Below are 24,170 nucleotides of genomic sequence, written 5' to 3'. Positions count from 1 at the left end.
GTTCATGCCTCCAGGCAGGTTTCTACGAATTTTTTGAACGCCCGGGCGCGGTGCGACAGTGCGAAGGCGTCGCCATGTTTCCAGCCGTGTTTTTCATCCGCGCTCATTTCGCCGAATGTGGTGTCGTATCCCTCGGGTTTAAAGACGGGATCATAACCGAAACCGCTCGTTCCGCGCGGCGGCCATACCACCGTGCCTTCCACCTCGCCACGGAAATATTCGACATGCCCATCCGGCCAGGCCAGGCACAGCACGCTGACGAAGCGACCGGTACGATCTTCCGGCTTCGATGCGCCACGCTCGGCCAGCGCATCCTCGACCTTCTGCATCGCCATGGCGAAATCGCGCGTACCGTCGGCCGTCTCCGCCCAATTGGCGGTATAGACGCCAGGCGCACCGTCAAGCGCATCGATGACCAGACCGGAATCGTCGGACAAAGCCGGAAGACCCGATGCCTTCGCGGAGGCGAGCGCCTTGATGGCGGCATTTTCCTCGAAGGTGGTGCCCGTCTCATCCGGCTCCGAGAAGTTCAGCTCCGCCGCCGATTTGGCGGAGAAACCGAAAGGCCCGATCAGATCGGCGATTTCGGCGATCTTGCCCTTGTTATGGCTGGCGACGACGATCGTTCTGGTATCGAGCTTGCGCATGGTACTTTCCTGTCGGCTCAGGCAATCGCCTGTTTCTGAAGGGCAACCAGTTCGCTGCATCCGGCCTTGGCAAGACCGAGCAGCGTCAGGAATTCTTCCTCGGAGAAGGGCGCGCCTTCCGCCGTTCCCTGAACTTCGACGATGCCGCCGGAGCCGGTGATGACGAAATTCGCGTCGGTTTCGGCGGAAGAGTCTTCCAGATAATCGAGATCGATCACCGGCTGCTTGGCGAAGATGCCGCAGGAGATCGCGGCGATATGGTCCTTCAGAACCTTCTCGACCTTGATCATGTTGCGGGTTTCCATCCATTTCAGGCAATCGTGGAGCGCAATCCATGCGCCGGTGATGGAGGCGGTGCGGGTGCCGCCATCGGCCTGGATGACATCGCAGTCGATGCTGATCTGGCGTTCGCCGAGAGCCTGCAGATCAACAACGGCGCGCAGCGAGCGGCCGATGAGGCGCTGGATTTCCTGGGTGCGGCCACCCTGCTTGCCGGCGGCGGCCTCGCGCTTCATGCGCTCATGGGTGGAGCGCGGCAGCATGCCGTATTCGGCGGTGACCCAGCCCTTGCCGCTGTTGCGCAGCCATGGCGGCGTCTTTTCCTCAAGGCTGGCGGTGACGAGCACATGCGTGTCGCCGAATTTCACGAGACAGGAGCCTTCGGCATGTTTCGAGAAATTGCGCTCGAAGGAAACCTTGCGCATCTGGTCGGTTTTTCTGCCTGAAGGCCGCATATGATCCACTCTCCATGTTGGTTCCTGCCTTCTAAGGTGCGCTCCGGGCTTTTGCAAAGCCAATTTCCATTTTGCCGCGGCGTTGCAACGCATTATATTGATGCGAGCTGGTTTGAACGACAAAGAACGGACGAAATGGGTTTTTCCGCACCGCTATCAAAAGATCAGGCATCATTGCTGGATGAACGGTCTCGGGAAATTTTCCGGCGCATCGTTGAGGGTTATCTCGATACGGGCGAGCCGCTCGGATCGCGCAGCCTGTCGCGGCTTTTACCAATGTCGCTTTCCCCGGCCTCCGTCCGCAATGTCATGAGCGACCTTGAGGAGCTCGGTCTCATCTATTCGCCGCATATCAGCGCCGGACGCCTGCCCACGCAGACGGGGCTGCGCTTCTTCGTTGATGCCTTCATGCAGGTGGGCGATCTGCCGGCGGAGGAAAGAGCGACTATCGACCGTCAGATCGGACCGGTCGCCGGCCACGAACAATCGCTGGAAGGCTTGTTGACGGAAGCGAGCCGCATGCTGTCAGGCATGTCGCGTGGCGCTGGCCTCGTGCTGACGGCCAAGAATGATGTCATCCTCAAACATGTCGAATTCATCAGGCTGGAGCCTACCAAGGCGCTTGCGGTTCTGGTTGGCGACCACAATCAGGTCGAAAACCGCATCATCGAATTGCCTTCAGGCATTTCCTCCTCGCAATTGACCGAGGCTGCGAATTTCATCAACGCCCATCTCTCCGGCCAAACGCTGCAGGAGCTGCGCGGTCAGTTTCAGACGCAACGTGCGGAGCTGCAATCGGAACTCGGCATGCTGGCGCAGGATCTCGTGGAACGTGGTCTCGCGGTATGGGCCGGCGACAATGAGGAAGGCAAGCTCGGCCGGCTTATCGTGCGCGGCCGCTCCAACCTGCTCGAGGGCCTGGCCGGTGAGGAAGATATCGATCGGGTACGCATGCTGTTCGACGATCTCGAGCGCAAGGAAAATCTGATCGAGATCCTCAATCTCGCCGAAACCGGATCGGGGGTCAGGATTTTCATCGGCTCTGAAAACAAGCTGTTTTCGCTCTCCGGTTCCTCTCTCATCGTCGCGCCCTATCGCGATGAGGATAATCGTGTCGTGGGTGCCGTCGGTGTCATCGGGCCGACCAGGCTGAACTATGCCCGTATCGTGCCGATGGTGGATTACACCGCGCAGATCATGGCGCGCCTTTCCCGCAAACAGAGATAGGACACATCAGCAAGGTCAGAGAATGCGGCAAGCTTTTCGCCGCAAGCCTTGATTTTTGCCCGTCAAAGCTCGATATCGGGCGCAACCAACAACATTCAAATCTGGAGAACGTCATGACCGACGATACAAAAAAGCCCGGACCTGACGCGGACGTCGCCGAAGAGTTTGTCGAACCCGCGCTTGCCGGGGAAGAGCCGACCGATGCTGCCGAACCCGATCCGGTCGAACTGCTGAAAGCCGAAAATGCCGATCTGCGCGACAAATTCCTGCGCCTTGCGGCCGAGATGGACAATCTTCGCCGTCGCACGGAACGTGATGTCAAGGACGCCAAGGCCTATTCGTTGGCCGGTTTCGCGCGCGACATGCTCGCCGTTTCCGATAATCTTCGCCGCGCGCTGGAAGCCATTCCGGACGAACTCAAGACCAATGGCGAAGCCGGTCTCAACGGCCTGATCGAGGGTGTCGAGATGACCGAGCGCTCGATGCTGTCGACGCTGGAACGCCATGGCGTGAGGAAGATCGACGCCGAGGGCCAGAAATTCGACCCGAATTTCCATCAGGCCATGTTCGAAATTCCGAACACGGCGGTTCCCAACAATACCGTACTGCAGGTGGTTCAGGCCGGCTTCACCATTGGTGACCGTGTTCTGCGTCCCGCCATGGTCGGTGTCGCCAAGGGCGGCCCGAAGGCGGAGACCGCGGCATCGGCCGAGCCCGGCACATCGTCTCTCAATGAAAAGGATGCGTGACGCATCATCTATCCCTACGACATAAAAAACGCGCCTTCCGGGCGCGTTTTTTATTGCCGTTAAACTGAGAGGATCGGCCTGCTATCAGGCCGCCGTCGCCTGTTCCTGATTGAGGAAGGCGTAGATTGCCGTATCGGAATCGGTAGCGCGCAGCTTGGCCACCAGTTCAGGGTCGCGCAGGGCGCGTGCAATTCTGGAAAGCGCCTTCAGGTGATCCGCGCCGGCACCTTCTGGCGCGAGCAGCAGGAAAACCAGATCGACCGGTTGGTCGTCCAGGGCTTCGAAATCGACCGGCGTTTCAAGGCGCGCGAAAACACCGGTGATCTGATGAATGCTGTTGAGCTTGCCATGCGGAATGGCGATGCCATGGCCCACACCGGTGGAGCCGAGTTTCTCACGCTGGAGGATGACGTCGAAAACTTCCCGTTCCGAGACTCCGGTAATTCTGGCTGCCTTTGCGGCCAGCTCCTGAAGCAACTGCTTTTTGGAATTCACCTTGAGGGCGGGAATAATCGCATCTTGTTGCAGCAAATCTGCCAACGCCATTCTCTTTTTCCTTCATGCCATCGAGACGATGCAGGAGGCAGATGCGCTTTTGCGCCCTGCCTCCCACGTCTTGTCAGACTGTTCAGCTCTTGATCGTTTCCGCGTCGATCCAGCCAATATTGCCGTCATGACGTCGGTAAACGATGTTGAGATATTCCTTGCCGGGGCTGCGGAACAGCAGAACCGGCTCGTCGGTCATGTCGAGCGCCATCACGGCGCTGGCGACTGACATGGTCTTAATCTGTTTCGAACTCTCCGCCACAATGGTGGGTGCGTAATCCTCGGGGACCTCGTGGTCCTCATCGGGAATAGCATCCATCACCGTATAGGCGATTTCCTGCGACACGCCATTCGAACCATTGTGGTGGTCCTTGAGCTTGCGCTTGTAACGACGCAGGCGCTTCTCGATCCGCTCTGCGGCAGCGTCGAAGCTGGCTTGCGGATCATTCGCCTGACCCGCCGCATGCAATACAACGCCCGTATCGAGATGCAGCTTGCAATCGGCGGCAAAACGCGATCCGGACTTCTCCACGGTTACCTGGCCTGAATACCCCCCATCGAAGTATTTGGTAACTGCCAGACCTATATTGTCCTCGATCCGCTGACGGAAAGATTCACCGATCTCCATATGTTTACCAGATACACGCACACTCATGGAAATTTTCCTTTTTGTAGTGATTTGCGAGTACCAGCTTACGTCAAGCCGCGCGCGCATCCAAGCGTTTCGAAGACCTTAAAAAGCCCTCATTCGAATTTTACGCCCATGGACGGTGGAGGTGAATCCGTTACAAATGACCTTGCTTACGTGTGCGGCGGGCTTCTAGCCCTTGGCGTGGCAAGAGTCAATGGTGCGGCAAAAAACCGCTATAAACGTGATCAGGTTCATTGCTCAGAAGGCGGAAAGCTTGGCCAGCGCCTTCTTTTCCCGGCGCCTCTGAACGGAAGAGGGAATGTTCATCGCCTCGCGATATTTGGCGACAGTGCGGCGGGCGATATCGATGCCGCCCTTTTTCAGATTGTCGACGATATCGTCGTCGGAAAGCACCGCTTCAGCTGCTTCCTGTGCGATCATGGCCTTGATGCGGTGGCGCACCGCTTCCGCCGAATGGCTGTCACCACCTTCAACGGCGCTGATCGACACGCTGAAGAAATATTTGAGCTCGAACAGCCCCCGCGGCGTCAGCATGTATTTCTTCGACGTCACCCGGCTGACGGTGGATTCATGCATCTTGATGGCGTCGGCCACCGTCTTCAGGTTCAGCGGGCGTAGCTGGTCGACGCCGTTGACGAGGAAGGCATCCTGCTGGCGCACGATTTCGCTCGCGACCTTCATGATCGTCCGGGCGCGCTGGTCGAGGCTGCGGGTCAGCCAGTGGGCCGTCTGCATGCATTCGGACAGAAAATCCTGATCCTCTCCTGCGCGCGCCTTATGTTTTGAAACCTCCGCGAAGTAGCTCTGGTTGATGAGCACGCGCGGCAGGGTGTCGGGATTGATCTCCACCAGCCACCCACCGGTGGAGGAGGGGCGGACAATGATGTCAGGGACGATGGTCTCCGAAACCATCGAATCGTAACCAGCACCAGGGCGCGGATTGAGCGTGCGGATTTCCGCCAGCATGTCGAGAAGGTCTTCTTCATCGACGCCGCAGAGTTTTTTTAAGGAGGCAAAATCGCGTTTCGCCAGAAGCTCGAGATTATCGACAAAAGCCCGCATGGCCGGGTCGAGCCGGTCCTTCTGCGCGAGCTGGATCGCCAGACATTCGCTCAAGGAACGGGAAAAGATGCCCGGCGGATCAAAACCCTGAAGCGTCTTCAGAACGTGCTCGACCGCCGATGGGGCCGCACCCAGCCGTTCGGCAACGTCGTCGACGGCATCCGCGGCGATATAACCGGTCTCATCGAGCTGGCCGATCAGCGCATCGGCAATCATCCTGTCCTCGGCTGCGGATATGGCGAGCGGCAGTTGCTGATAGAGATGATCGCTGAGGCTCTGTCTGGCCGCGACGAAGTCGTCGAGATCGTAGCTTTCCCCCGACTCCTGTCCAGGCATGGATTTCCACTGGCCGGCCAGTTCGGGCGCATCGGCTTTTCTCGGCTCGCCATCATCCGGAAAGACGTTTTCGAAGCTGGTGTCCAGTTGCTCGCCGAGATTTGCGGCGCGATCGCCATACCAGTCGTCGCTGTCGGACGTCACCGTGGCGGATCTTTCCGAGCCTTCGCCATCCGCGTCGCCGAAACTCTCCGTCTCCGCCGGGGCATCGCTGCTCAAATCGCCATCGTTTGCCGCAATTTCCAGCAACGGGTTACGCTCCACCTCCTGCGCGATGAACTGCGTCAGCTCGAAATGCGTCATCTGAAGCAGCTGAATGGACTGCATCAGTTGCGGTGTCATCACGAGAGACTGGTTTTGACGCAGCAAAAGGCTGGCAGACAATGCCATGGCGGACGCGAAACTCCCCTTAAAGCTTCTCTGCCGCCTGATTTTCCAGAAATTTTGCTGAGACGGCAGAACTTGGCCCAAAAATTGCTTTTTTATCTTGTTTGGTCAAGCGTCAGGGTGGGGCGCGATGAAGAATCTTTCGCGCCCTATACTTCAAAGGCTGAAATTATTGCCGAGATAGAGACGGCGTACGTCCGGATTGTTGACGATGTCGTCAGGACGTCCATGCGTCAGCACTTCGCCGGCATGGATGATATAGGCGCGGTCGATTAGGCCGAGCGTTTCACGGACATTATGGTCGGTTACGAGAACGCCAATGCCACGCGCCGTCAGGTGCCTGACAAGATTCTGAATATCGCTGACCGAAATCGGATCGACGCCCGCGAAGGGTTCATCCAGCAGCATGAAGGTCGGATCGGTCGCCAGCGCGCGCGCAATTTCCAGACGACGCCGCTCGCCACCCGAAAGCGCCACGGCAGGCGATTTGCGCAGCTGCGCGATGTGGAACTCTTCCAGAAGCTCATCGAGCTTGCGGTTGCGCTTGGCTGCGTCCGGCTCATGCACTTCCAGCACGGCGCGGATGTTTTCCTCAACCGTCAGTCCGCGGAAAATCGAAGCTTCCTGCGGCAGGTAGCCGACGCCGAGACGGGCACGCCTGTACATTGGCATGGTCGTCACATCATTGCCGTTGATGGCGATCTTGCCGGTATCGACGGGCACCAGCCCCGTGATCATGTAAAAACAGGTGGTCTTGCCGGCACCGTTCGGGCCAAGCAACCCAACGGCTTCTCCACGGCGCACGACCAGCGAGACGCCATTGACGACACGACGGGTATTATACGTCTTCGTCAGGCCATGCGCGATCAGCGTGCCCTGATAGGGGGTCTTGTCCGCCGGCGAGGCCGCGTCCGCGGATCGGCTGCGCCCGCCGCCGAATATCTTTGAGATCGAGGGTATCTTCACGAGGAAAGACTACTGTTTTTTCTGCGATTTCGGATCGAGCATGATCCGGACAGGGCCGCCGCAGCTTTCGAGCTTGGCCTGCCCCGTATTCATCAGAACGGTGAGCTTGCAGCCGGTGAAGACATTCGTGCCCTCGGACAGCACAACCTGCTTGCCGGTGAGAATGAAGGTCTGCGCAGCCATGTCGAATTCGCCGTGATCGGCCGTCGCCTTCTGGGTCTCGGACGTCAGGTAGACATTATTGTCGACGAAGATTTTTTCGATATTGGCGTCGCCGCTGGTGAGCGAGGAACCTTCGCCCTTGTAGTTCACCGTCATCTTGCCGGCCTGAAGGGTGGTCGTACCCTGCACAACCTTCACATTACCGGTGAAATAGGCCTTGCGCTCCTGATCGCGAATCTCGAGCTGATCGCTTTCAATCGCGATCGGCTGGTCGCCGGAGAGCTTGACGCCCTGCATGTTGCTGGTGGTGTTCTGGGCGAAAGCCACAGTTGCAAGACAAGAAAACACAAGACCTGCGGCTGCACGGCCTGCGGATTTGCCAAGGGAAACGGGACGGGAAATTTGCATCATCTGGACCGGGCTCTCACTTGCCTTCATTCTTGATATTGGATGCAGCGATACGTGCCCGTACCTGCCCCGAAAATGTAATTGTCTTGCCATTATCGGCGATGTCAATCGATTGCGCAACAATCGAGCCGTCGTTTGTTTTGATTGAAACCGGCTCTTTGCTGCTCATTTTTCCGGCCTTCAGATCGACATCCGCAGACTGGAACTTCGCTTGTATGCCATTGCTGAGATTGATGTCAAAAGGTGCGGTCATCTTCAGCGTGTTGGTCGCCCGGTCGAAAATGCCTTCCTGGGCGATCACCTGCGCGACGCTGTCATTGACAGGCACTGCCGCCAGAACTTTCTCAAGCGTCATGAGATTGGGGTTGGCGATGTCCTGCAACGCACGGTCGGCGTTCATGGAATAGTCGATCCCCTTCTCGTTGCGGCCGGCAACGGCAGGTTTTTCCATCACAATCTTGCCGTCTTCAATTCGCGCGCTTTCAAGCGAGACCTCGTCGGGCGCCCAGGTTCGGATGACGGAAACAGCGATGAAGGCGAGCGAAATGATCGCCGCGCTGAGCGGCAGAATGATTTTGAGCCGCTTCACGCGCGCAGAATGCCTCAGCGCGGTGTCATAGGCGCCGTTCTGGTCATTGGGCAGCGAAAATGCTGGCGCGGGTTCGCGGAGTCTTTCGAGCATAAGAGTGGGTCCGGAATGCTTCCCCGGCGCCATTCTGGCGCGCAATCGAAGCTTGTGTATCTATCTAAATGTGTTTGGCACGAGTGCTTTGTCCTGCCAATATGGTTTTTGTCTGGAGAGGTGCAAGGGAAATGCGAATTTTATCGTAATTCTGGTTTCCTTATTGTTTCCTTGCGGCTTCGCGTTAGAAGAACCATATGGCCTGAAGCGCAAGAGCGGATGACAGAGGTTTCTATGGACAATATGGCGATAGCGGATCGCAGGCGGTTGCGCCGCAAGCTGACTTTCTGGCGGATTGCCGCCGTTCTCCTGCTCGTCGCCGGCGCCTTCGGCCTTTACCGGTTTTTATGGGATGGACCGCAGCAAAGTGCGAAGCCCCATATTGCCCGCATCGAGATCTCCGGCCTGATCACCGACAATACCGAACTTCTCGAGCGGCTCGACAAGATCGCCAAGAGCGATAATGTCAAAGGGCTGATCGTTTCGATTTCCTCGCCCGGCGGCACCACCTATGGCGGTGAGCGCATCTTCAAGGCCATCAGAGGCGTCGCGGAAAAGAAGCCGGTCGTCTCGGATGTGCGCACGCTCGCCGCTTCCGCAGGTTATATGATCGCGTCGGCAGGCGATGTCATCGTCGCCGGCGAAACCTCCATCACCGGCTCGATCGGCGTTATCTTCCAGTACCCCCAGCTTGGCCCGCTTATGGAAAAGCTCGGCGTCTCGCTGCAGGAAATCAAGTCGTCACCGATGAAGGCGGAGCCTTCGCCTTTCCACGAGGCGCCGGAGGAGGCGAAGACGATGATCCGCGCCATGGTGATGGACAGCTACGGCTGGTTCGTCGATCTTGTGGCAGATCGCCGCAAGTTGCCGCGTGAAGATGTGCTGAAACTGGCGGATGGGTCGATCTTCACCGGCAGGCAGGCGCTCGCCAACAAGCTGGTCGACACGCTCGGCGGCGAAAAGGAAGTTCGCAGCTATTTCGAAACCCGTGGTGTAGCCAAGGATTTGCCGATCGTCGAATGGCGTGCGCCGTCGTCCCGTTCGCCTTTTGCGCTTTTCAGTGTTGCGCAAATAGCGAAACTTCTGGGATATGACGATTTAATTCCCTTCGCAGGCCCCAGCCAGCTCGGTGCGGACAAGTTGTTTCTTGACGGTCTTGTTTCCGTTTGGCAGGTTGAGCCGCGTTAAAAATCCAATTCTTTCAGGGGGCAACCGTGATCAAGTCTGAACTGGTGCAGATCGTTGCTGCGCGTAACCCGCACCTTTATCACCGCGACGTGGAAAACATCGTCAACGCGGTGCTGGATGAAATCACCGATGCCCTGGCGGCGGGAAATCGTGTCGAGCTTCGCGGTTTCGGCGCATTTTCGGTGAAGAACCGTCCGTCCCGCTCGGGCCGGAACCCGCGCACGGGTGAATCGGTTTTCGTCGAGGAAAAATGGGTGCCTTTCTTCAAGACGGGCAAGGAACTGCGCGAGCGGCTGAACCCGGGTATGGGCGACGAAGAGGACGATTGATCGTTCTTGACGCCGGGCGACTGAAAAGGAGCCGGCGGAACGCCCGCAGCGATGGAGTATTGTCGGATGTCGAAAAAAATCATCAACCTCATCATCCTGCTTCCGCTGGCGATCATCCTCGTCATCCTGTGCGTGGCCAATCGTCAGTCCGTGACGCTGGCGCTCAATCCGTTCCGACCGGACGATGGCGTTCTGTCCTTCACCGCGCCGTTTTTCGTTTTCCTGTTTCTGGCGGTGATTTTTGGCGTTCTCATGGGCTCGGCGGCCACATGGTTCGCCCAGGGCAAACATCGCAAACGCGCCCGTATCGAAGCGAAAGAGGCCGTTCGCTGGCACGACGAGGCGAACCGCCAGAAGGCGGCCGCCACCGGACAGCTGCCACATGCGGGACAACTCCCGGCAAAGTGATGGTGCCGACAGTCGTTCCGGCTCTAGTCGAGCGGCGTGCGGAATGTTATTTGCTGGCGCAATAAGACGCGGGCAGAAGCGGAAAGATTTCCATTGAAGAAAAAAGACAGCCGGCCGGGCAATCGTGTGCGCGCCGGGAGCGAGAAAAAACAGGTCCATGCCGCAAAGCCGGCGCGTCGCGCGGATGCGGCACCGAAAAAGCGCGAGCCTGATGCGGTGCGCACCGTGCAGAAAGCCGCGCCGAAGGAAAAACCCGTTGTAGCGGCTGCCGTTGAGCAGGTCCCCGCGCGCGCGCTCATGCAGCGCACCGGTGAATTGCCCACAGAACAGGTTCCGGTGATTCTGGAATCGAGTGGCGCGGGTGATTTTCACCTGATCGATAGCGGCAACGGCCTGAAGCTTGAACAATATGGCGATTACCGCGTCGTTCGTCCCGAGGCGCAGGCGCTCTGGCGGCCATCGGTTCCCGAGCGCGTGTGGCAAAATGCCGATGCTGTTTTCACCGGCGATACGGATGAGGACGGCATGGGCCGCTGGCGGTTTCCGAAGGAAGCGCTTGGCGAAACCTGGCCTCTCTCCCTGCTGGATGTTGAATTTCTCGGTCGTTTCACGGCCTTCCGGCATGTCGGCGTCTTTCCGGAACAGATCGTCCATTGGGAATGGCTGAAAAACGCGGTCGAAACGGCTGGCCGGCCGCTGAAAGTACTGAACCTCTTCGGTTATACCGGCGTCGCCTCGCTGGTCGCGGCGGCGGCTGGTGCCGAAGTCACCCATGTCGACGCCTCCAAGAAGGCGATCGGCTGGGCGAAGGAAAATCAGGCGCTCGCCGGGCTCGAACAGGCGCCGATCCGCTGGATTTGCGAAGACGCGATGAAGTTCATCCAGCGGGAAGAACGCCGCGGCAATACCTACGACATCATTCTCACCGACCCGCCGAAATTCGGTCGCGGCACCCATGGCGAGGTCTGGCAATTGTTCGACCATCTGCCGCTGATGCTCGATATCTGCCGGGAAATCCTCTCACCCAAGGCGCTCGGTCTGGTGCTGACGGCCTATTCCATCCGGGCCAGCTTCTATTCGATGCATGAGCTGATGCGTGAAACCATGCGCGGCGCCGGCGGTGTCGTCGCATCCGGCGAACTGGTCATTCGCGAGGCCGGGCTTGACGGCAAGACGCCGGGCCGGGTGCTTTCCACATCGCTGTTCAGCCGCTGGGAGCCGAAATGACGAAGGACATGCGCGAAAACACCACGCGCCGGGTTGGCCAGGTCAAGGAAGTGACGAGCCTTGCCAATCCCATCATCAAGGACATCAAGGCGCTCACCCAGAAAAAGGGCAGGGAAGAGACCGGCACCTTCATGGCCGAGGGCCTGAAGCTGGTCATCGACGCGCTCGAACTTGGCTGGACGATCAAGACGCTGGTTTATGCCAAGGCCGCCAAGGGCAAGCCGCTGGTGGAGCAAGCGGCGGTAAGGACCGTCGCATCGGGCGGTCTGGTGCTCGAAGTCAGCGAAAAGGTCATCGCCTCGATCACACGCCGCGACAATCCGCAGATGGTCGTCGGTATTTTCGAACAGAAATGGAAGCCGCTGAAGGATATCCGGCCGGAAAAGGGCGAGACCTATATCGCGCTCGACCGCGTGCGCGATCCCGGCAATCTCGGCACCATCATCCGCACGGCGGATGCGGCCGGCGCCTCGGGCGTCATTCTGGTGGGCGATTGCACCGATCCTTTCTCGCTGGAAACGGTGCGCGCCACCATGGGCTCGGTCTTTGCCACGCCCGTGGCCCGCGCTTCGGTCGAGGAATTCCTTTCCTGGAAAAAATCGGCTCATGTCAGCGTCGTTGCCACACATCTTGCCGGTTCCGTGGATTATCGGAAGATCGACTATGCCGGCAAACCGGTGGTGATCTTGATGGGCAACGAGCAATCCGGCCTGCCGCCGGAACTGGCCGGCAAGGCGGACCAGCTGGCGCGCATTCCCCAGCAGGGCCGTGCCGATAGTCTCAACCTCGCCATCGCCACCGCCGTCATGCTGTTTGAAGCACGGCGACATCTCCTCGAACTTGCACCGGTGACGTAATGGCCAAAGCGGCGTTGTTCTCGAAATTCGGCCCGGCCTTTGCGCTGATCGTTGCCGCACTGGTGCTGGACCAGATCGTCAAGCAGCTGGTCGAGGCCTATCTGCCGCTGCAGGAGATGGTTCCGGTAATGCCGTTTCTGGCGCTTTACCGCACCTACAATCTCGGTGTCGCCTTTTCGATGCTGGAGGACATGCACGGCTGGTTCATCGTCAGCATGCGCCTCGTCATCGTGGTCTTCGTTCTGTGGCTCTGGCGCAAGACGGCGGCTGACCGCACCTTCGCCCATCTCGGTTTTGCCTTCATCATCGCGGGTGCTGCCGGCAATCTTCTCGACCGCTTTTTTTACGGTCACGTCATCGACTATATCCTGTTCCACACGCAGACATGGTCGTTCGCGGTGTTCAATCTGGCTGACAGTTTCATAACCATCGGTGCAGCCTGCGTCATTCTCGACGAGTTTCTGCACGCCCGGGCGGCCAAAAAATAAAATTTTAGCGTTTCAGCCAAACATATCAAAACCGCTGCCGTGGTAGCGGTTGTGTATGAGCGAACTGGCACGACTTCGGCAAAAAGTTTCAGATGGTCTCGGCCTGCCCGTCCCAGCGGCGGATATTGCCGATAAGACAGTGCGCCTTGCGGAAGAGGAACATGCGAGCGATGTCAGGGCGGTTGCGCTTTACGTCGCCGTTTCGCTATCGGTGGGGGCCTTCAGTGCCGCCCTGATCGCACTTGCGGTGCCCTATGCCGTCACCGCTGCGCTCGCCTGTTTTTTTGGCGCCGTGCTCGTCGGCGTCCTGTTTTATGTGCTCTTTGGCAAATCTTTCCCGCTTCCCGGCACGCTGCCCGCGGATTATTCGGATGTCCGGCTGCGGCAAACGCAAAACCGTTCGCTGATTGCCGAAATGCAGGAGTCCATGGGCGATATCGTCGTGATCCGCAACATGAACCGGCGTATCGTCGAGGCGAACCGCGTCTTTCGTGAAATGACCGGCTGCACGGCGCCTGAAGGCTTGAGCTGCGAGGAGATCGGCATTGCTTTCCGCCCGGGCGACAAGGTCCATGCCTATGATGTGGAGATTGCGACCCCGTTCGGTCAGCGCATCTTCTCCTGGCATGATGTGGTAACCCGCGATCTCGCAAGCAGCCGTCTCATGATCAGCAGCATCGCGAGAGACGTGACCGAAGAGCGGCTTGCGCTGGCCGAACGGGAAGATGCCCGCCTGCGCGCCGAAAAGGCAGATGCCGAAAAGGCGCGGCTGCTTGCCACGGTCAGCCATGAAATCCGCCTGCCGCTTTCCGGCATGCTTGGCATGAACCACCTTCTCTCGCAGACGAAGCTCAATCAGGAACAGCGCAATTATCTCGACGGCATGAAACAGTCCGGCCAGTCGCTGGTGCAGCTTGTCGAGGATCTCCTGGATTATTCGACCATGGAGGCCGGCCGCTTCAGGCTCAATCCGCGCGCGGAAAACCTGCGGCGGCTGATCGAAAGCATCGTCGAGATGCTGGCCCACCGCGCCCATGAAAAGGGCATCGAAATCGCCTCCTTCGTCACGCCTGACGTGCCCGATTACCTCGATTTCGATCCGGCAAGGCTGCGTCAGGTCCTGTTCAATCTCATCGGCAATGCTGTGAAATTCACGCAGGTGGGCGGGGTCGTCATCCGGGCGCGCATGGTCGACGGCGAATTGCAGATCACCGTCGAAGATACCGGCCCCGGCATGAGTGAGGCGGAACTGGCCCGCATCTTCGGGGAATTCGAGCAGGCCGGCCCGCTGTCGCAACGAAGCGCCGGCACGGGTCTCGGTCTTGCGATCTCCGCCCGCATCGTGCGGGAATTCGGCGGCAACCTCACGGTTTCGAGCCGCAGGGGGGAGGGCAGCACCTTCAAGCTGGTGTTCCGCCCGGGCACGGCCCCCGCCGAGACGCCGGATTCCGGCAGGAGCCATTGCCTGCAGCACACCAACGTCCTGCTGATTGCGCCGCAGGGTGTGGCGGCAGCGGTGACGGTGGAAGCCATCGAAGCTTTCGGCGGCAAATGTATTCTCATCCATCAGCCCGAGGACTTGGACAGGCTGAGGAGTGGGCCTGCCGGCCAGACCGCCGATCTCACCGACATCATCGTCGATCTGCGTATTTCGGCGCTGTTCAGGGATGCCCTGCGGGATTGGCCGCAGCAGACGATCCGCCGCACGCTGCTCGTCAGTCCCGAGGAGCGGGCTTCGACCACCCATGCATCCTTCGACGCCTGGCTGATCCGGCCCCTGCGCGAAAAATCCCTGATCGACGTGTTGTGTGGCCGCCTGCGCGGCATAGAGCGGCGCGACGCGATCAACGATAACCACCCGGATGTGGGGTTTTCGTCAAGGGTGGTGGAAGGGGTGAGCGGCATCGAGATACTCGTGGCCGAAGACGATGCGGTCAATGCGCGCATCATCCGCGCTGTTCTGGAAAAAAGCGGCTATATCGTCCGCACGGTCGACAATTTTCAGGCCCTGCTGCAATCGGTGGCGTCCGGCGAGCCCCGCCTGCCAAATCTCATCATCTCCGATCTCAACATGCCGGGCGGTGAGGGCCTTGATGTGTTGCCGGACCTCCTCGGCACGCTGAAAGAGGAAAGAAATATTCCCGTCATCATTCTCAGCGGGGACGCCGGTGCCGGGACTACTGAGATATTGCTGAAGGCTGGTGCAGGCGCGGTTTTGACCAAGCCCGCTGACCCACGCCGGCTGGTTGAGGAAATCCGTCGCCTGCTGGAGGCGAAACGCCTGTTGTCATCATAACTTGACAGACTCGCGCTGGTGGCATTTTGTCACTATTCTGTCGTCAATTAGTGATTTATGACAGGAAAATTCTTTGGTGGCGGAGCGATTCCCCATGGTTGCCGAAATCCTCAATCACGACATTTGTGAAAACAATGTTGTCATTACTCCTCGTCCCGAGACAGCTCAGGACAATGAGGGTCTTTTCGGCCGTATCGGCACGCTGGAAACACGGCTTGCCAGAAATGAACGCGAGATCGATGCCGCGCAATCCGTGCGCTACCGGGTCTTTGTCGAGGAAATGAAGGCGCGCCTTCCCGCCGAAGCGATGCGCCGCAAGCGCGACATCGATGCCTGGGACAGCGTCTGCGACCACCTTCTCGTGCTCGACAAGGCGATTGAAGGCGACAGCGAAGACCAGATCGTCGGCACCTATCGTCTGCTGCGCCAGGAAACGGCGCTTGCCAATAATGGCTTCTATTCCGCCAGCGAGTTCGATATTGCCGGGCTCGTCGCGCGCCATCCGGGCAAGCGTTTCATGGAGCTTGGCCGCTCCTGCGTGCTGCCGGAATATCGCACCAAACGTACCGTCGAGCTTCTGTGGCAGGGCAACTGGGCCTATGCCGTGAAACACCGCATGGACGCCATGATCGGCTGCGCTTCCTTCCCCGGCGTGCAGCCGGAAGCGCATGCGCTGGCTCTGTCCTTCCTGCACCATAATTGCCTTGCAAAGGGAGAGTGGGAAGCGGTCGCTTTGCCCGAACTCTATCATGAAATGGACCTCGTGCCGGTCGAGGCGCTGAATGCCCGCAAGGCATTGAATGCCATGCCGCCGCTGATCAAGGGTTATATGCGTCTCGGCGCCATGTTCGGCTCCGGCGCGGTCGTAGACCACGCTTTCAACACCACCGACGTCCTGGTGGTTCTGCCGGTATCGTCCATCGCGGGTCGCTATATCAGCTATTATGGCGGCGAGGCCGAACGCATCAACGGCTGAGCGGGTTTTGATCGGGACCATCAGGATGTTCCTGTGGGCAGCGGTGCCGTGTGTGTTGTGTTGGGGCGGGCAATGCCGCTAGTGTCGGCGCTCCTTTTCCGCAACACGATATGACATCGGCAGGCCATTGACGGACGTTCTGACAACCGCTTCCCTGATCTCGGAAGAGAGCCGCGCGACGGCCACTCCGATGATGGAGCAATATATCGAGATCAAGGCGAACAATCCCGGTTCGCTCTTGTTCTACCGCATGGGCGATTTTTACGAATTGTTCTTTGACGATGCGGTCGAAGCCTCCCGCGCTCTCGGCATCACGCTGACGAAACGCGGCCAGCATATGGGGCACGATATTCCCATGTGCGGCGTTCCCGTTCACGCGGCGGATGACTATCTGCAGAAGCTCATCCTGCGCGGCTACCGTGTCGCGGTTTGCGAACAGGTCGAAGACCCGGCGGAGGCGAAGAAGCGCGGCTCGAAATCCGTGGTCAAGCGTGATGTGGTACGGCTCGTCACGCCCGGCACGTTGACCGAAGAAAAGCTGCTGTCGCCGACGGAATCCAACTATCTGATGGCGCTTGCCCGTATTCGCGGCAGTGCCGAGGCGCAGTTCGCGCTCGCCTGGATCGATATTTCCACCGGCGTCTTCCGTCTGGCGGAAACCACGCTGACGCGGCTTCTCGCCGATATCTGGCGCATCGATCCGCGTGAACTGATCGTTGCCGACAGCCTGTTCCACGACGAGGAATTGCGGCCGGTTTTCGATGTGCTGGGCCGCGTCGCGGTGCCGCAGCCGGCCATCCTCTTCGACAGCGCCACGGCGGAAGGGCGCATCGCGCGCTATTTCAACGTTTCGACCCTGGATGGTTTCGGCACGTTTTCGCGGGTGGAAATGGCTGCCGCCGCTGCGGCCGTGGCCTATGTCGAGAAGACCCAGATTGCCGAGCGCCCGCCGCTCGGCGCGCCGGAACGCGAAAGTGCGGCCTCCACGCTTTTCATCGATCCCGCTACCCGCGCCAATCTGGAACTGGTAAAAACACTCTCAGGCGACCGGGACGGATCGTTGCTGCATGCGCTTAACCGCACGGTCACGGGCGGCGGAGCGCGGCTTCTGGCCGAGCGGCTGATGTCGCCGCTGACCGATCCCGAAAAGATCAATGCCCGCCTTGATGCCGTGGCCTATCTCATCGATGACGTCGCCCTCTGCGATGGCCTGCGCGACGCGTTGAAACAGGTTGCTGACATGCCGCGTGCGCTCTCCCGTCTTGCGCTGGAGCGCGGCGGCCCGCGCGATCTCGGCGCCATCCGGCAGGGTTTGGTTTCGGCGGAAAAAATTGCGGTCATTCTCGATGGTGGGCTGCTGCCGGATGAACTGGCGACAGCTCTCAGGGATTTGAACGCCCTGCCCGGCGCTCTTGAGGCGATGCTCGGATCGATGCTGGCCGATGATCTGCCACTTTTGAAACGCGACGGCGGTTTCCTGCGCGAGGGCGCCAATCCCGAACTCGATGAGGTGCGGGCGCTGCGCGATCAGTCACGCCGGGTGATTGCCGGGTTGCAGCTGCAATATGCCGATGAGACCGGCATCAAGTCGCTCAAGATCAAGCACAACAACGTGCTGGGTTATTTCATCGAGGTGACGGCGGGCAATGCCGATGTGATGACGGCGACCGACGAGGCCAAGGCGCGCTTCATCCACCGCCAGACCATGGCGGGCGCCATGCGCTTCACCACCACGGAGCTTGCCGATCTCGAAAGCCGCATCGCCAATGCCGCGGCCGAGGCTCTGACCATGGAGCTGGAGGCCTTCGAGCGGATGGTCAAGGCCGTGGTGCAGCAGGCAGAGGCGATCAAGGCCGGTGCGCTGGCGCTTGCGGTGATCGATGTCGCCTCGAGCCTTGCCCATCTCGCCACCGAACAGGCCTATTGCCGCCCGATCGTCGACGCCTCCATGACCTTCGCGATCACGGGCGGTCGCCACCCGGTGGTCGAGCAGGCGCTGCGGCGGCAGTCCGCCGGGCCGTTCATCGCCAATAATTGCGATCTCTCCGCCGTCGATGGTGGCAAGAACGGTGCGATCTGGCTGCTCACCGGCCCCAACATGGGCGGTAAATCGACCTTCCTGCGCCAGAATGCGCTGATCGCCATTCTCGCGCAGATCGGCTCCTTCGTTCCGGCGGAGGCCGCCCATATCGGCGTCGTTGACCGGCTGTTTTCCCGCGTTGGCGCCTCCGACGATCTGGCGCGCGGCCGCTCTACCTTCATGGTGGAGATGGTGGAAACCGCCGCCATCCTCAATCAGGCGACGGATCGCTCGCTGGTCATTCTGGACGAGATCGGCCGTGGCACCGCGACCTTTGACGGTCTTTCGATCGCCTGGGCGGCGGTGGAGCATCTGCACGAGGTCAATCGTTGCCGCGGCCTCTTCGCGACGCATTTCCACGAACTGACGGTACTTTCGGAAAAACTCGGCCGCCTTTCCAATGCCACGATGCGGGTGAAGGAGTGGGAAGGTGATGTCATCTTCCTGCATGAGGTCGGACCGGGTGCCGCGGATCGTTCTTACGGTATTCAGGTCGCGCGGCTTGCGGGCCTTCCGGCATCGGTGGTGGAGCGCGCCCGTGAGGTACTGACGAAGCTCGAAGATGCCGATCGCAAGAACCCGGCGAGCCAGCTGATCGACGACCTGCCGTTGTTCCAGATTGCCGTGCGCCGCGAGGAAACCCGCAAAGCCGGGCCATCGAAGGTGGAGGAGGCTTTGAAGAGCTTCAACCCGGACGAAATGACACCACGTGAGGCATTGGACGCGCTCTATGCGTTGAAGAAAGAACTTGGCAAGGCGTGAAGAGATAGAGTGCCTGTCCATCGCCTTTAAAACTCGCTATAGGACACTCCCATCGCAAGCGGTGGGGTCTCCCACAGGACATGGATACCGGCATAGATGGCCATCAAGGACCTGGATTTTTCCGAAATTCTCGATGTCTCGGCGCTGAAGCGCTATTGTGACGTCATCTTCAAGGAAGACGGCAAGCGCATCGCCGATATCAGGTCCGACCTGCTGCCGCTCTTCCGCAAGGCCAGCACGGAAGGCCGGGAAAAGGCGCGGGAACTGCTGAAAACCGATGGCAGCGGCATTGATTGCGCCCGGCGCATCTCCTGGCTTCAGGACCGGCTGATCGAGACGCTTTACGATCTCACCTGCCAATATGTCTATCCGAAGGATGCGCCGCAGATCGCGGTTGCGGCGGTCGGCGGTTACGGCCGCGGCACGCTGGCGCCGGGATCGGATATCGACCTCCTGTTCCTTCTGCCGGCCAAGAACACGCCTGATATGCACAAGGCCGTGGAGTTCGTGCTTTATCTCCTCTGGGACCTCGGCTTCAAGGTCGGCCACGCCACCCGCACGGTGGATGAATCTATCCGCCTCTCCAAATCCGATATGACGATCCGCACCGCCATTCTGGAAGTGCGGGCGATCTGCGGCAAAAAATCCCTGACCGACGATCTCGAAAAGCGCTTCGAGTCGGAAGTCGTCACCGGCACCGGCCCGGAATTCATTGCCGCCAAGCTCGCCGAGCGCGACCAGCGCCACCGCAAGGCCGGCGATACGCGTTATCTGGTGGAGCCGAATGTCAAGGAAGGCAAGGGCGGCCTGCGTGACCTGCATACGCTGTTCTGGATCGCCAAATATTATTACCACGTTCGCGATACCGCCGATCTGGTCAAACTCGGCGTTTTGTCGAGATCGGAACTGAAGCTGTTCGAAAAGGCCGATGATTTTCTCTGGGCCGTCCGCTGCCAGATGCATTTTATCACCGGCAAGGCCGAAGAACGCCTTTCTTTCGACATTCAGCGTGAAATCGCCGATGCGCTGAACTACCAGCCACGCCCGGGCCTTTCCGCCGTGGAACGTTTCATGAAGCACTATTTCCTCGTTGCGAAGGATGTCGGTGATCTGACCCGCATCGTCTGCGCGGCACTTGAGGATCGTCAGGCGAAGGACGTACCCGGCCTTTCCGGCGTGCTGAGCCGCTTTGCGCACCGTGTCCGCAAGATTCCGGGTTCGGTGGAGTTCGTCGAGGACCGCGGCCGCATCGCGCTCGCCAAACCCGATGTCTTCAAGAACGACCCGGTCAATCTGATCCGGCTCTTTCACATTGCCGATATCAACAATCTCGAACTGCATCCGGATGCGCTGCGTGCCGTCACCCGCTCGCTGTCGCTCATCAATGACGAGCTTCGGGAAAACGAGGAGGCAAACCGGCTTTTCCTGTCGATCCTCACCTCCCGGCGCGATCCGGCGCTGACGCTGCGGCGCATGAACGAGGCCGGGGTGCTGGGTAAATTCATTCCCGAATTCGGCAAGATCGTCGCGATGATGCAGTTCAACATGTATCATCACTATACGGTCGACGAGCATCTTATCCGCTCTGTTGGCGTGCTGTCGGAGGTGGACAAGGGAACCGCGGTGGATGCCCATCCGCTCGCCAACCAGCTGATGCCCAGCGTCGAGGAACGCGAGGCGCTTTATGTCGCCGTTCTGTTGCATGATGTGGCAAAGGGTCGGCAGGAGGATCATTCGATTGCCGGTGCGCGGGTTGCCCGCAAGCTCTGCCAGCGTTTCCGTCTCACGGGCAAGCAGACCGAAACGGTAGTCTGGCTCATCGAGCAGCATCTTTTGATGTCGATGGTCGCCCAGACACGCGACCTGCACGACCGCAAGACCATCACCGATTTCGCCGACAAGGTGCAGTCCATGGAGCGGCTGAAGATGCTGCTGATCCTGACGGTCTGCGATATCCGCGCTGTCGGCCCCGGCGTGTGGAACGGCTGGAAGGGGCAGTTGCTGCGTTCGCTTTATTACGAGACGGAACTGCTTCTGTCGGGCGGCTTCTCGGAAGTCTCCCGCAAGGAGCGCGCGCAGATCGCCCGGCAGGCGCTTTACGATGCCCTTGATGACTGGGGCCAGAAGGCGCGGCGCAAATACACCAAGCTGCATTACGAGCCCTATCTGCTGACGGTGGCGCTGGAAGACCAGGTGCGCCACACCCGCTTCATGCGTGAGGCTGACAAGCAGGAAAAGGCGCTGTCGACCATGGTGCGCACCCATTCCTTCCACGCCATTACGGAAATCACCGTGCTGGCGCCCGACCATCCGCGCCTCTTGTCGATCATAACAGGCGCCTGTGCGGCGGCCGGCGCGAATATTGCGGATGCGCAAATCTTCACCACGTCAGATGGGCGGGCGCTCGATACGATCCTGATCAACCGCGAATTCCCGATTGACGAAGATGAGATGCGGCGCGGCAACAATGTAGGCAAGCTCATCGAGGAGGTTCTTTCCGGCAAGCAGCGCCTTCCGGAAATGATCGCCACGCGCACCAAGAGCCGCAAGAAAAAGAGCGCCTTCACCATTCCGCCTTCCGTCACCATCTCCAATGGTCTGTCGAACAAGTTCACCGTCATTGAAGTCGAATGCCTCGACCGGCCGGGGCTGCTGGCGGATATGACGGCTGTCATCGCCGATCTGTCGCTCGACATTCACTCCGCCCGCATCACCACCTTCGGCGAGAAGGTCATCGACACTTTCTATGTGACGGATCTGTTCGGCCAGAAGGTGACGAATGACAACCGGCAGGCCAGCATTGCGCAGCGCCTGAAGGCCGTGATGAGCGAGCAGGAAGACGAATTGCGTGACCGTATGCCGAACGGCATCATCGCCCACCCAGACGTGGCGGCGCTGCCGGCCGCGCGCACGGCAAAGGCTTGATATCCCCATGAGTCTGATCGGCAAGTTCGCCACCGTTGGCACCGCCACGCTCGGCAGCCGCATTTTCGGCTTTCTGCGCGAGACGCTGATGGCCGCTGCCGTCGGCACCGGGCCGGTGGCCGATGCCTTCAACGCCGCGTTCCGATTTCCCAACACGTTCCGGCGGCTTTTTGCCGAAGGTGCTTTCAACTCGGCTTTCGTGCCGCTTTTCGCCAAGGAAATTGAGGCGAACGGCATGGAGGGCGCAAGGCGTTTTTCCGAAGAGGTTTTCGGCGTTCTCTTCACCGTGCTTCTGGCCCTGACAATCCTGATGGAATTGTCGATGCCGTTCATCGTGCGCACGGTTATTGCACCGGGCTTTCTGGAAGACCCGGTGAAGTTCGAAAACACCGTTCATCTCGCCACCATCATGTTTCCTTATCTCGCCTGCATGTCGCTGGCGGCGATGATGGGCGGCATGCTGAACTCGCTGCATCGTTATTTCGCAGCCGCGATCGCACCTGTCTTCCTCAACATCATCCTCATCGGCGTGCTCGCTTTGGCATGGTGGAAGAATTACGATCCTTTGCAGGTGGGTTATGCCCTTTCCTGGGGGGTGATGGCGGCGGGTCTGGTGCAGCTCGCCATCGTCTGGATCGCCGTGCGCAATGCCGGCATGCGGATCGGTTTCCGCAGGCCGAGGCTGACAAAAAACGTACAGCGGCTTCTGGTCCTTGCCCTGCCGGCGGCAATCACCGGCGGCATCACCCAGATCAACCTTCTGATCAACACCAATATCGCCTCTGCCGGCGAGGGTGTCATCTCCTCGCTTGCTTATGCCGACCGGATTTACCAGCTGCCGCTCGGCGTCGTCGGCATTGCGGTGGCCACCGTGCTTCTGCCGGAACTGGCGCGGGCTTTGCGCGGCGGGCACATGGTGGAGGCGGGAAGCCTGCAGAACCGCTCGGTTGAATTTGTATTGTTCCTGACCTTGCCTGCGGCGGCCGCCCTTCTGGTCATGGCGGAGCCCATCGTTCGTTTTCTCTATGAGCGCGGCAACTTCTCACCTTCGGCCACCATCACCGTCGCGCAAATCCTCGGCATCTATGGGCTCGGCCTGCCGGCTTTCGTGCTGATCAAGGCCTTCATTCCCGGGTTTTTCGCCCGCGAGGATACCCGCACGCCGATGATTTTCGCGGCGATTTCCGTGGTTGTGAATGTCTCCCTGGCACTGACGCTGTTTCCGCGTCTCGGCGGCCCGGGCATTGCGATTGCCGAAATCACTGCCGGCTGGGTCAATGCCGCCCTGCTGTTCGGCATGCTTTTGTGGCGTGGTCACTGGCATGTGGATATTCCGCTGCTGACCCGCATCCCGCGTTTGCTCCTGGCTGCGGCTTTGATGGCCGGTTTTGTGCATTATGCGCTGACCTGGCTGAGTTTCGAACTGTCGTCGGCCTCGTCTATCTTTGTCCGGGCAGGGACCATTATGGGCCTCGTCTTCGCGGCCATGCTGGTTTATTTCGTGCTGGCTTTCGTTTCTGGCGGTGCCGATATCGGCATGGTGAAGAGAGCCGTCCGCAAGCGCGGCAAAAAGACCGCCGAGACGGAGGCTAGTTGATGTTCTTTTCTAAAAACCGCCGCATCGCGCTGGTCACGCTTGTCGTGGATGATTACGACAGGGCAAAGGCGTTTTATTGCGATGTTCTCGGCTTCGAGTGCCTCTCCGATCAGCCGCTTGACGACGGTAAAAGGTGGCTGGTGGTCAAGCCGCAAGGCGCCGAGGGTGGTGCCCTGCTGCTCGCCGAGGCGGATGGCGAACAGCAACGGCTTGCCATCGGTAACCAGACTGGCGGGCGTGTCGGATTTTTCCTGCATACCGACGATTTTGCCCGCGACTATGAAACGATGATTGCGCGCGGCGTGCGCTTTCTGGAGGAGCCGCGCCATGAGGTTTACGGTTCCGTCGCGGTCTTCACCGACCCTTACGGAAATCGCTGGGACCTTCTTCAGCCGCGCGGTTGACAGCCCTTGAAACCGCTTGATTGCGAGGGGCTGCGGGTGCATAAGCGCGCGTGCAATTCCAATCACGGGGCGGGG

The 24,170-nt window shown here is 59.7% G+C and carries 22 protein-coding genes; 14 read left to right on the top strand and 8 right to left on the bottom strand.

Going from position 1 to position 24,170, the window contains the following annotated elements; genetic code table 11:
* Nucleotides 1–2: 2 nt before the first annotated feature.
* Complete coding sequence (rdgB, locus tag AC5YUO_RS06340; RefSeq protein WP_400818802.1) at nt 3–647, bottom strand: RdgB/HAM1 family non-canonical purine NTP pyrophosphatase; 645 nt, start codon at nt 645–647, stop codon at nt 3–5.
* Nucleotides 648–664: 17 nt separating this feature from the next.
* Entirely contained in the window at nt 665–1,381 is a 717-nt protein-coding gene (rph, locus tag AC5YUO_RS06335) for a ribonuclease PH (RefSeq protein ID WP_046799315.1), read from the bottom strand.
* A 135-nt stretch (nt 1,382–1,516) separates the two neighbouring features.
* Here rph and hrcA point away from each other — a divergent pair, with 135 nt between their 5' ends.
* Entirely contained in the window at nt 1,517–2,608 is a 1,092-nt protein-coding gene (gene hrcA / locus AC5YUO_RS06330) for a heat-inducible transcriptional repressor HrcA (protein WP_400818800.1), read from the top strand.
* Nucleotides 2,609–2,721: 113 nt separating this feature from the next.
* Nucleotides 2,722–3,357 carry a nucleotide exchange factor GrpE gene (gene grpE, locus AC5YUO_RS06325; protein ID WP_496154635.1) on the top strand — a complete coding sequence of 212 codons (636 nt, stop codon included), beginning with the start codon at nt 2,722–2,724 and terminating at the stop codon, nt 3,355–3,357.
* An 84-nt stretch (nt 3,358–3,441) separates the two neighbouring features.
* On the opposite strand, the gene ptsN is transcribed toward grpE, so the two are convergent.
* The 6 genes from ptsN to lptC all read right to left on the bottom strand — a co-directional run bounded on the left by ptsN (nt 3,442) and on the right by lptC (nt 8,558).
* On the bottom strand, nt 3,442–3,903 hold the full coding sequence (ptsN, locus tag AC5YUO_RS06320; RefSeq protein ID WP_003503792.1) for a PTS IIA-like nitrogen regulatory protein PtsN: 462 nt from the start codon (nt 3,901–3,903) through the stop codon (nt 3,442–3,444).
* A gap of 82 nt (nt 3,904–3,985) precedes the next feature.
* On the bottom strand, nt 3,986–4,558 hold the full coding sequence (gene hpf, locus AC5YUO_RS06315; protein WP_026363803.1) for a ribosome hibernation-promoting factor, HPF/YfiA family: 573 nt from the start codon (nt 4,556–4,558) through the stop codon (nt 3,986–3,988).
* Between the two features lie 234 nt (nt 4,559–4,792).
* Complete coding sequence (rpoN, locus tag AC5YUO_RS06310; protein ID WP_496154634.1) at nt 4,793–6,343, bottom strand: RNA polymerase factor sigma-54; 1,551 nt, start codon at nt 6,341–6,343, stop codon at nt 4,793–4,795.
* A 153-nt stretch (nt 6,344–6,496) separates the two neighbouring features.
* Nucleotides 6,497–7,306, bottom strand: coding sequence for an LPS export ABC transporter ATP-binding protein (gene lptB, locus AC5YUO_RS06305; protein ID WP_003520083.1), 810 nt, complete (start codon nt 7,304–7,306; stop codon nt 6,497–6,499).
* A 9-nt stretch (nt 7,307–7,315) separates the two neighbouring features.
* Entirely contained in the window at nt 7,316–7,879 is a 564-nt protein-coding gene (locus AC5YUO_RS06300; RefSeq protein WP_496154633.1) for an LptA/OstA family protein, read from the bottom strand.
* A gap of 13 nt (nt 7,880–7,892) precedes the next feature.
* The gene (lptC, locus tag AC5YUO_RS06295; RefSeq protein ID WP_400818918.1) at nt 7,893–8,558 is read right to left on the bottom strand and encodes an LPS export ABC transporter periplasmic protein LptC; all 666 of its coding nucleotides are present in this window, start codon (nt 8,556–8,558) and stop codon (nt 7,893–7,895) included.
* A gap of 234 nt (nt 8,559–8,792) precedes the next feature.
* Here lptC and sppA point away from each other — a divergent pair, with 234 nt between their 5' ends.
* The 12 genes from sppA to AC5YUO_RS06235 all read left to right on the top strand — a co-directional run bounded on the left by sppA (nt 8,793) and on the right by AC5YUO_RS06235 (nt 24,095).
* Nucleotides 8,793–9,746, top strand: a complete 954-nt coding sequence (gene sppA / locus AC5YUO_RS06290) for a signal peptide peptidase SppA (RefSeq protein WP_496154817.1) — start codon at nt 8,793–8,795, stop codon at nt 9,744–9,746.
* A 2-nt stretch (nt 9,747–9,748) separates the two neighbouring features.
* The gene (locus tag AC5YUO_RS06285) at nt 9,749–10,075 is read left to right on the top strand and encodes an integration host factor subunit beta (RefSeq protein ID WP_219256707.1); all 327 of its coding nucleotides are present in this window, start codon (nt 9,749–9,751) and stop codon (nt 10,073–10,075) included.
* A gap of 66 nt (nt 10,076–10,141) precedes the next feature.
* Nucleotides 10,142–10,483, top strand: coding sequence for a LapA family protein (locus AC5YUO_RS06280; RefSeq protein ID WP_006310184.1), 342 nt, complete (start codon nt 10,142–10,144; stop codon nt 10,481–10,483).
* 93 nt (nt 10,484–10,576) lie between these two features.
* Nucleotides 10,577–11,710, top strand: a complete 1,134-nt coding sequence (locus AC5YUO_RS06275) for a class I SAM-dependent methyltransferase (protein ID WP_496154631.1) — start codon at nt 10,577–10,579, stop codon at nt 11,708–11,710.
* Nucleotides 11,707–12,567, top strand: coding sequence for a TrmH family RNA methyltransferase (locus tag AC5YUO_RS06270; RefSeq protein ID WP_496154630.1), 861 nt, complete (start codon nt 11,707–11,709; stop codon nt 12,565–12,567). The genes AC5YUO_RS06275 and AC5YUO_RS06270 overlap by 4 nt, the downstream gene beginning before the upstream one ends.
* Nucleotides 12,567–13,055 (top strand): signal peptidase II, encoded by a 489-nt coding sequence (lspA, locus tag AC5YUO_RS06265; RefSeq protein ID WP_400818785.1) that lies wholly within the window; start codon nt 12,567–12,569, stop codon nt 13,053–13,055. Before AC5YUO_RS06270 ends, lspA begins: the two co-directional genes overlap by 1 nt.
* A 55-nt stretch (nt 13,056–13,110) precedes the next feature.
* On the top strand, nt 13,111–15,351 hold the full coding sequence (locus tag AC5YUO_RS06260; RefSeq protein WP_496154629.1) for a hybrid sensor histidine kinase/response regulator: 2,241 nt from the start codon (nt 13,111–13,113) through the stop codon (nt 15,349–15,351).
* Nucleotides 15,352–15,445: 94 nt separating this feature from the next.
* Complete coding sequence (gene olsB, locus AC5YUO_RS06255) at nt 15,446–16,327, top strand: l-ornithine N(alpha)-acyltransferase (RefSeq protein ID WP_400818914.1); 882 nt, start codon at nt 15,446–15,448, stop codon at nt 16,325–16,327.
* Between the two features lie 190 nt (nt 16,328–16,517).
* On the top strand, nt 16,518–19,169 hold the full coding sequence (gene mutS / locus AC5YUO_RS06250) for a DNA mismatch repair protein MutS (RefSeq protein ID WP_496154816.1): 2,652 nt from the start codon (nt 16,518–16,520) through the stop codon (nt 19,167–19,169).
* A gap of 96 nt (nt 19,170–19,265) precedes the next feature.
* Complete coding sequence (locus tag AC5YUO_RS06245; protein ID WP_496154628.1) at nt 19,266–22,094, top strand: [protein-PII] uridylyltransferase; 2,829 nt, start codon at nt 19,266–19,268, stop codon at nt 22,092–22,094.
* A gap of 7 nt (nt 22,095–22,101) precedes the next feature.
* Nucleotides 22,102–23,691, top strand: a complete 1,590-nt coding sequence (gene murJ / locus AC5YUO_RS06240; RefSeq protein ID WP_400818777.1) for a murein biosynthesis integral membrane protein MurJ — start codon at nt 22,102–22,104, stop codon at nt 23,689–23,691.
* The gene (locus AC5YUO_RS06235; RefSeq protein ID WP_496154627.1) at nt 23,691–24,095 is read left to right on the top strand and encodes a VOC family protein; all 405 of its coding nucleotides are present in this window, start codon (nt 23,691–23,693) and stop codon (nt 24,093–24,095) included. The genes murJ and AC5YUO_RS06235 overlap by 1 nt, the downstream gene beginning before the upstream one ends.
* Nucleotides 24,096–24,170: the final 75 nt, after the last annotated feature.

Source organism: Agrobacterium sp. LEGMi-208b, from assembly GCF_059511785.1.
This window is presented reverse-complemented; position numbering and strand designations above follow the sequence as displayed.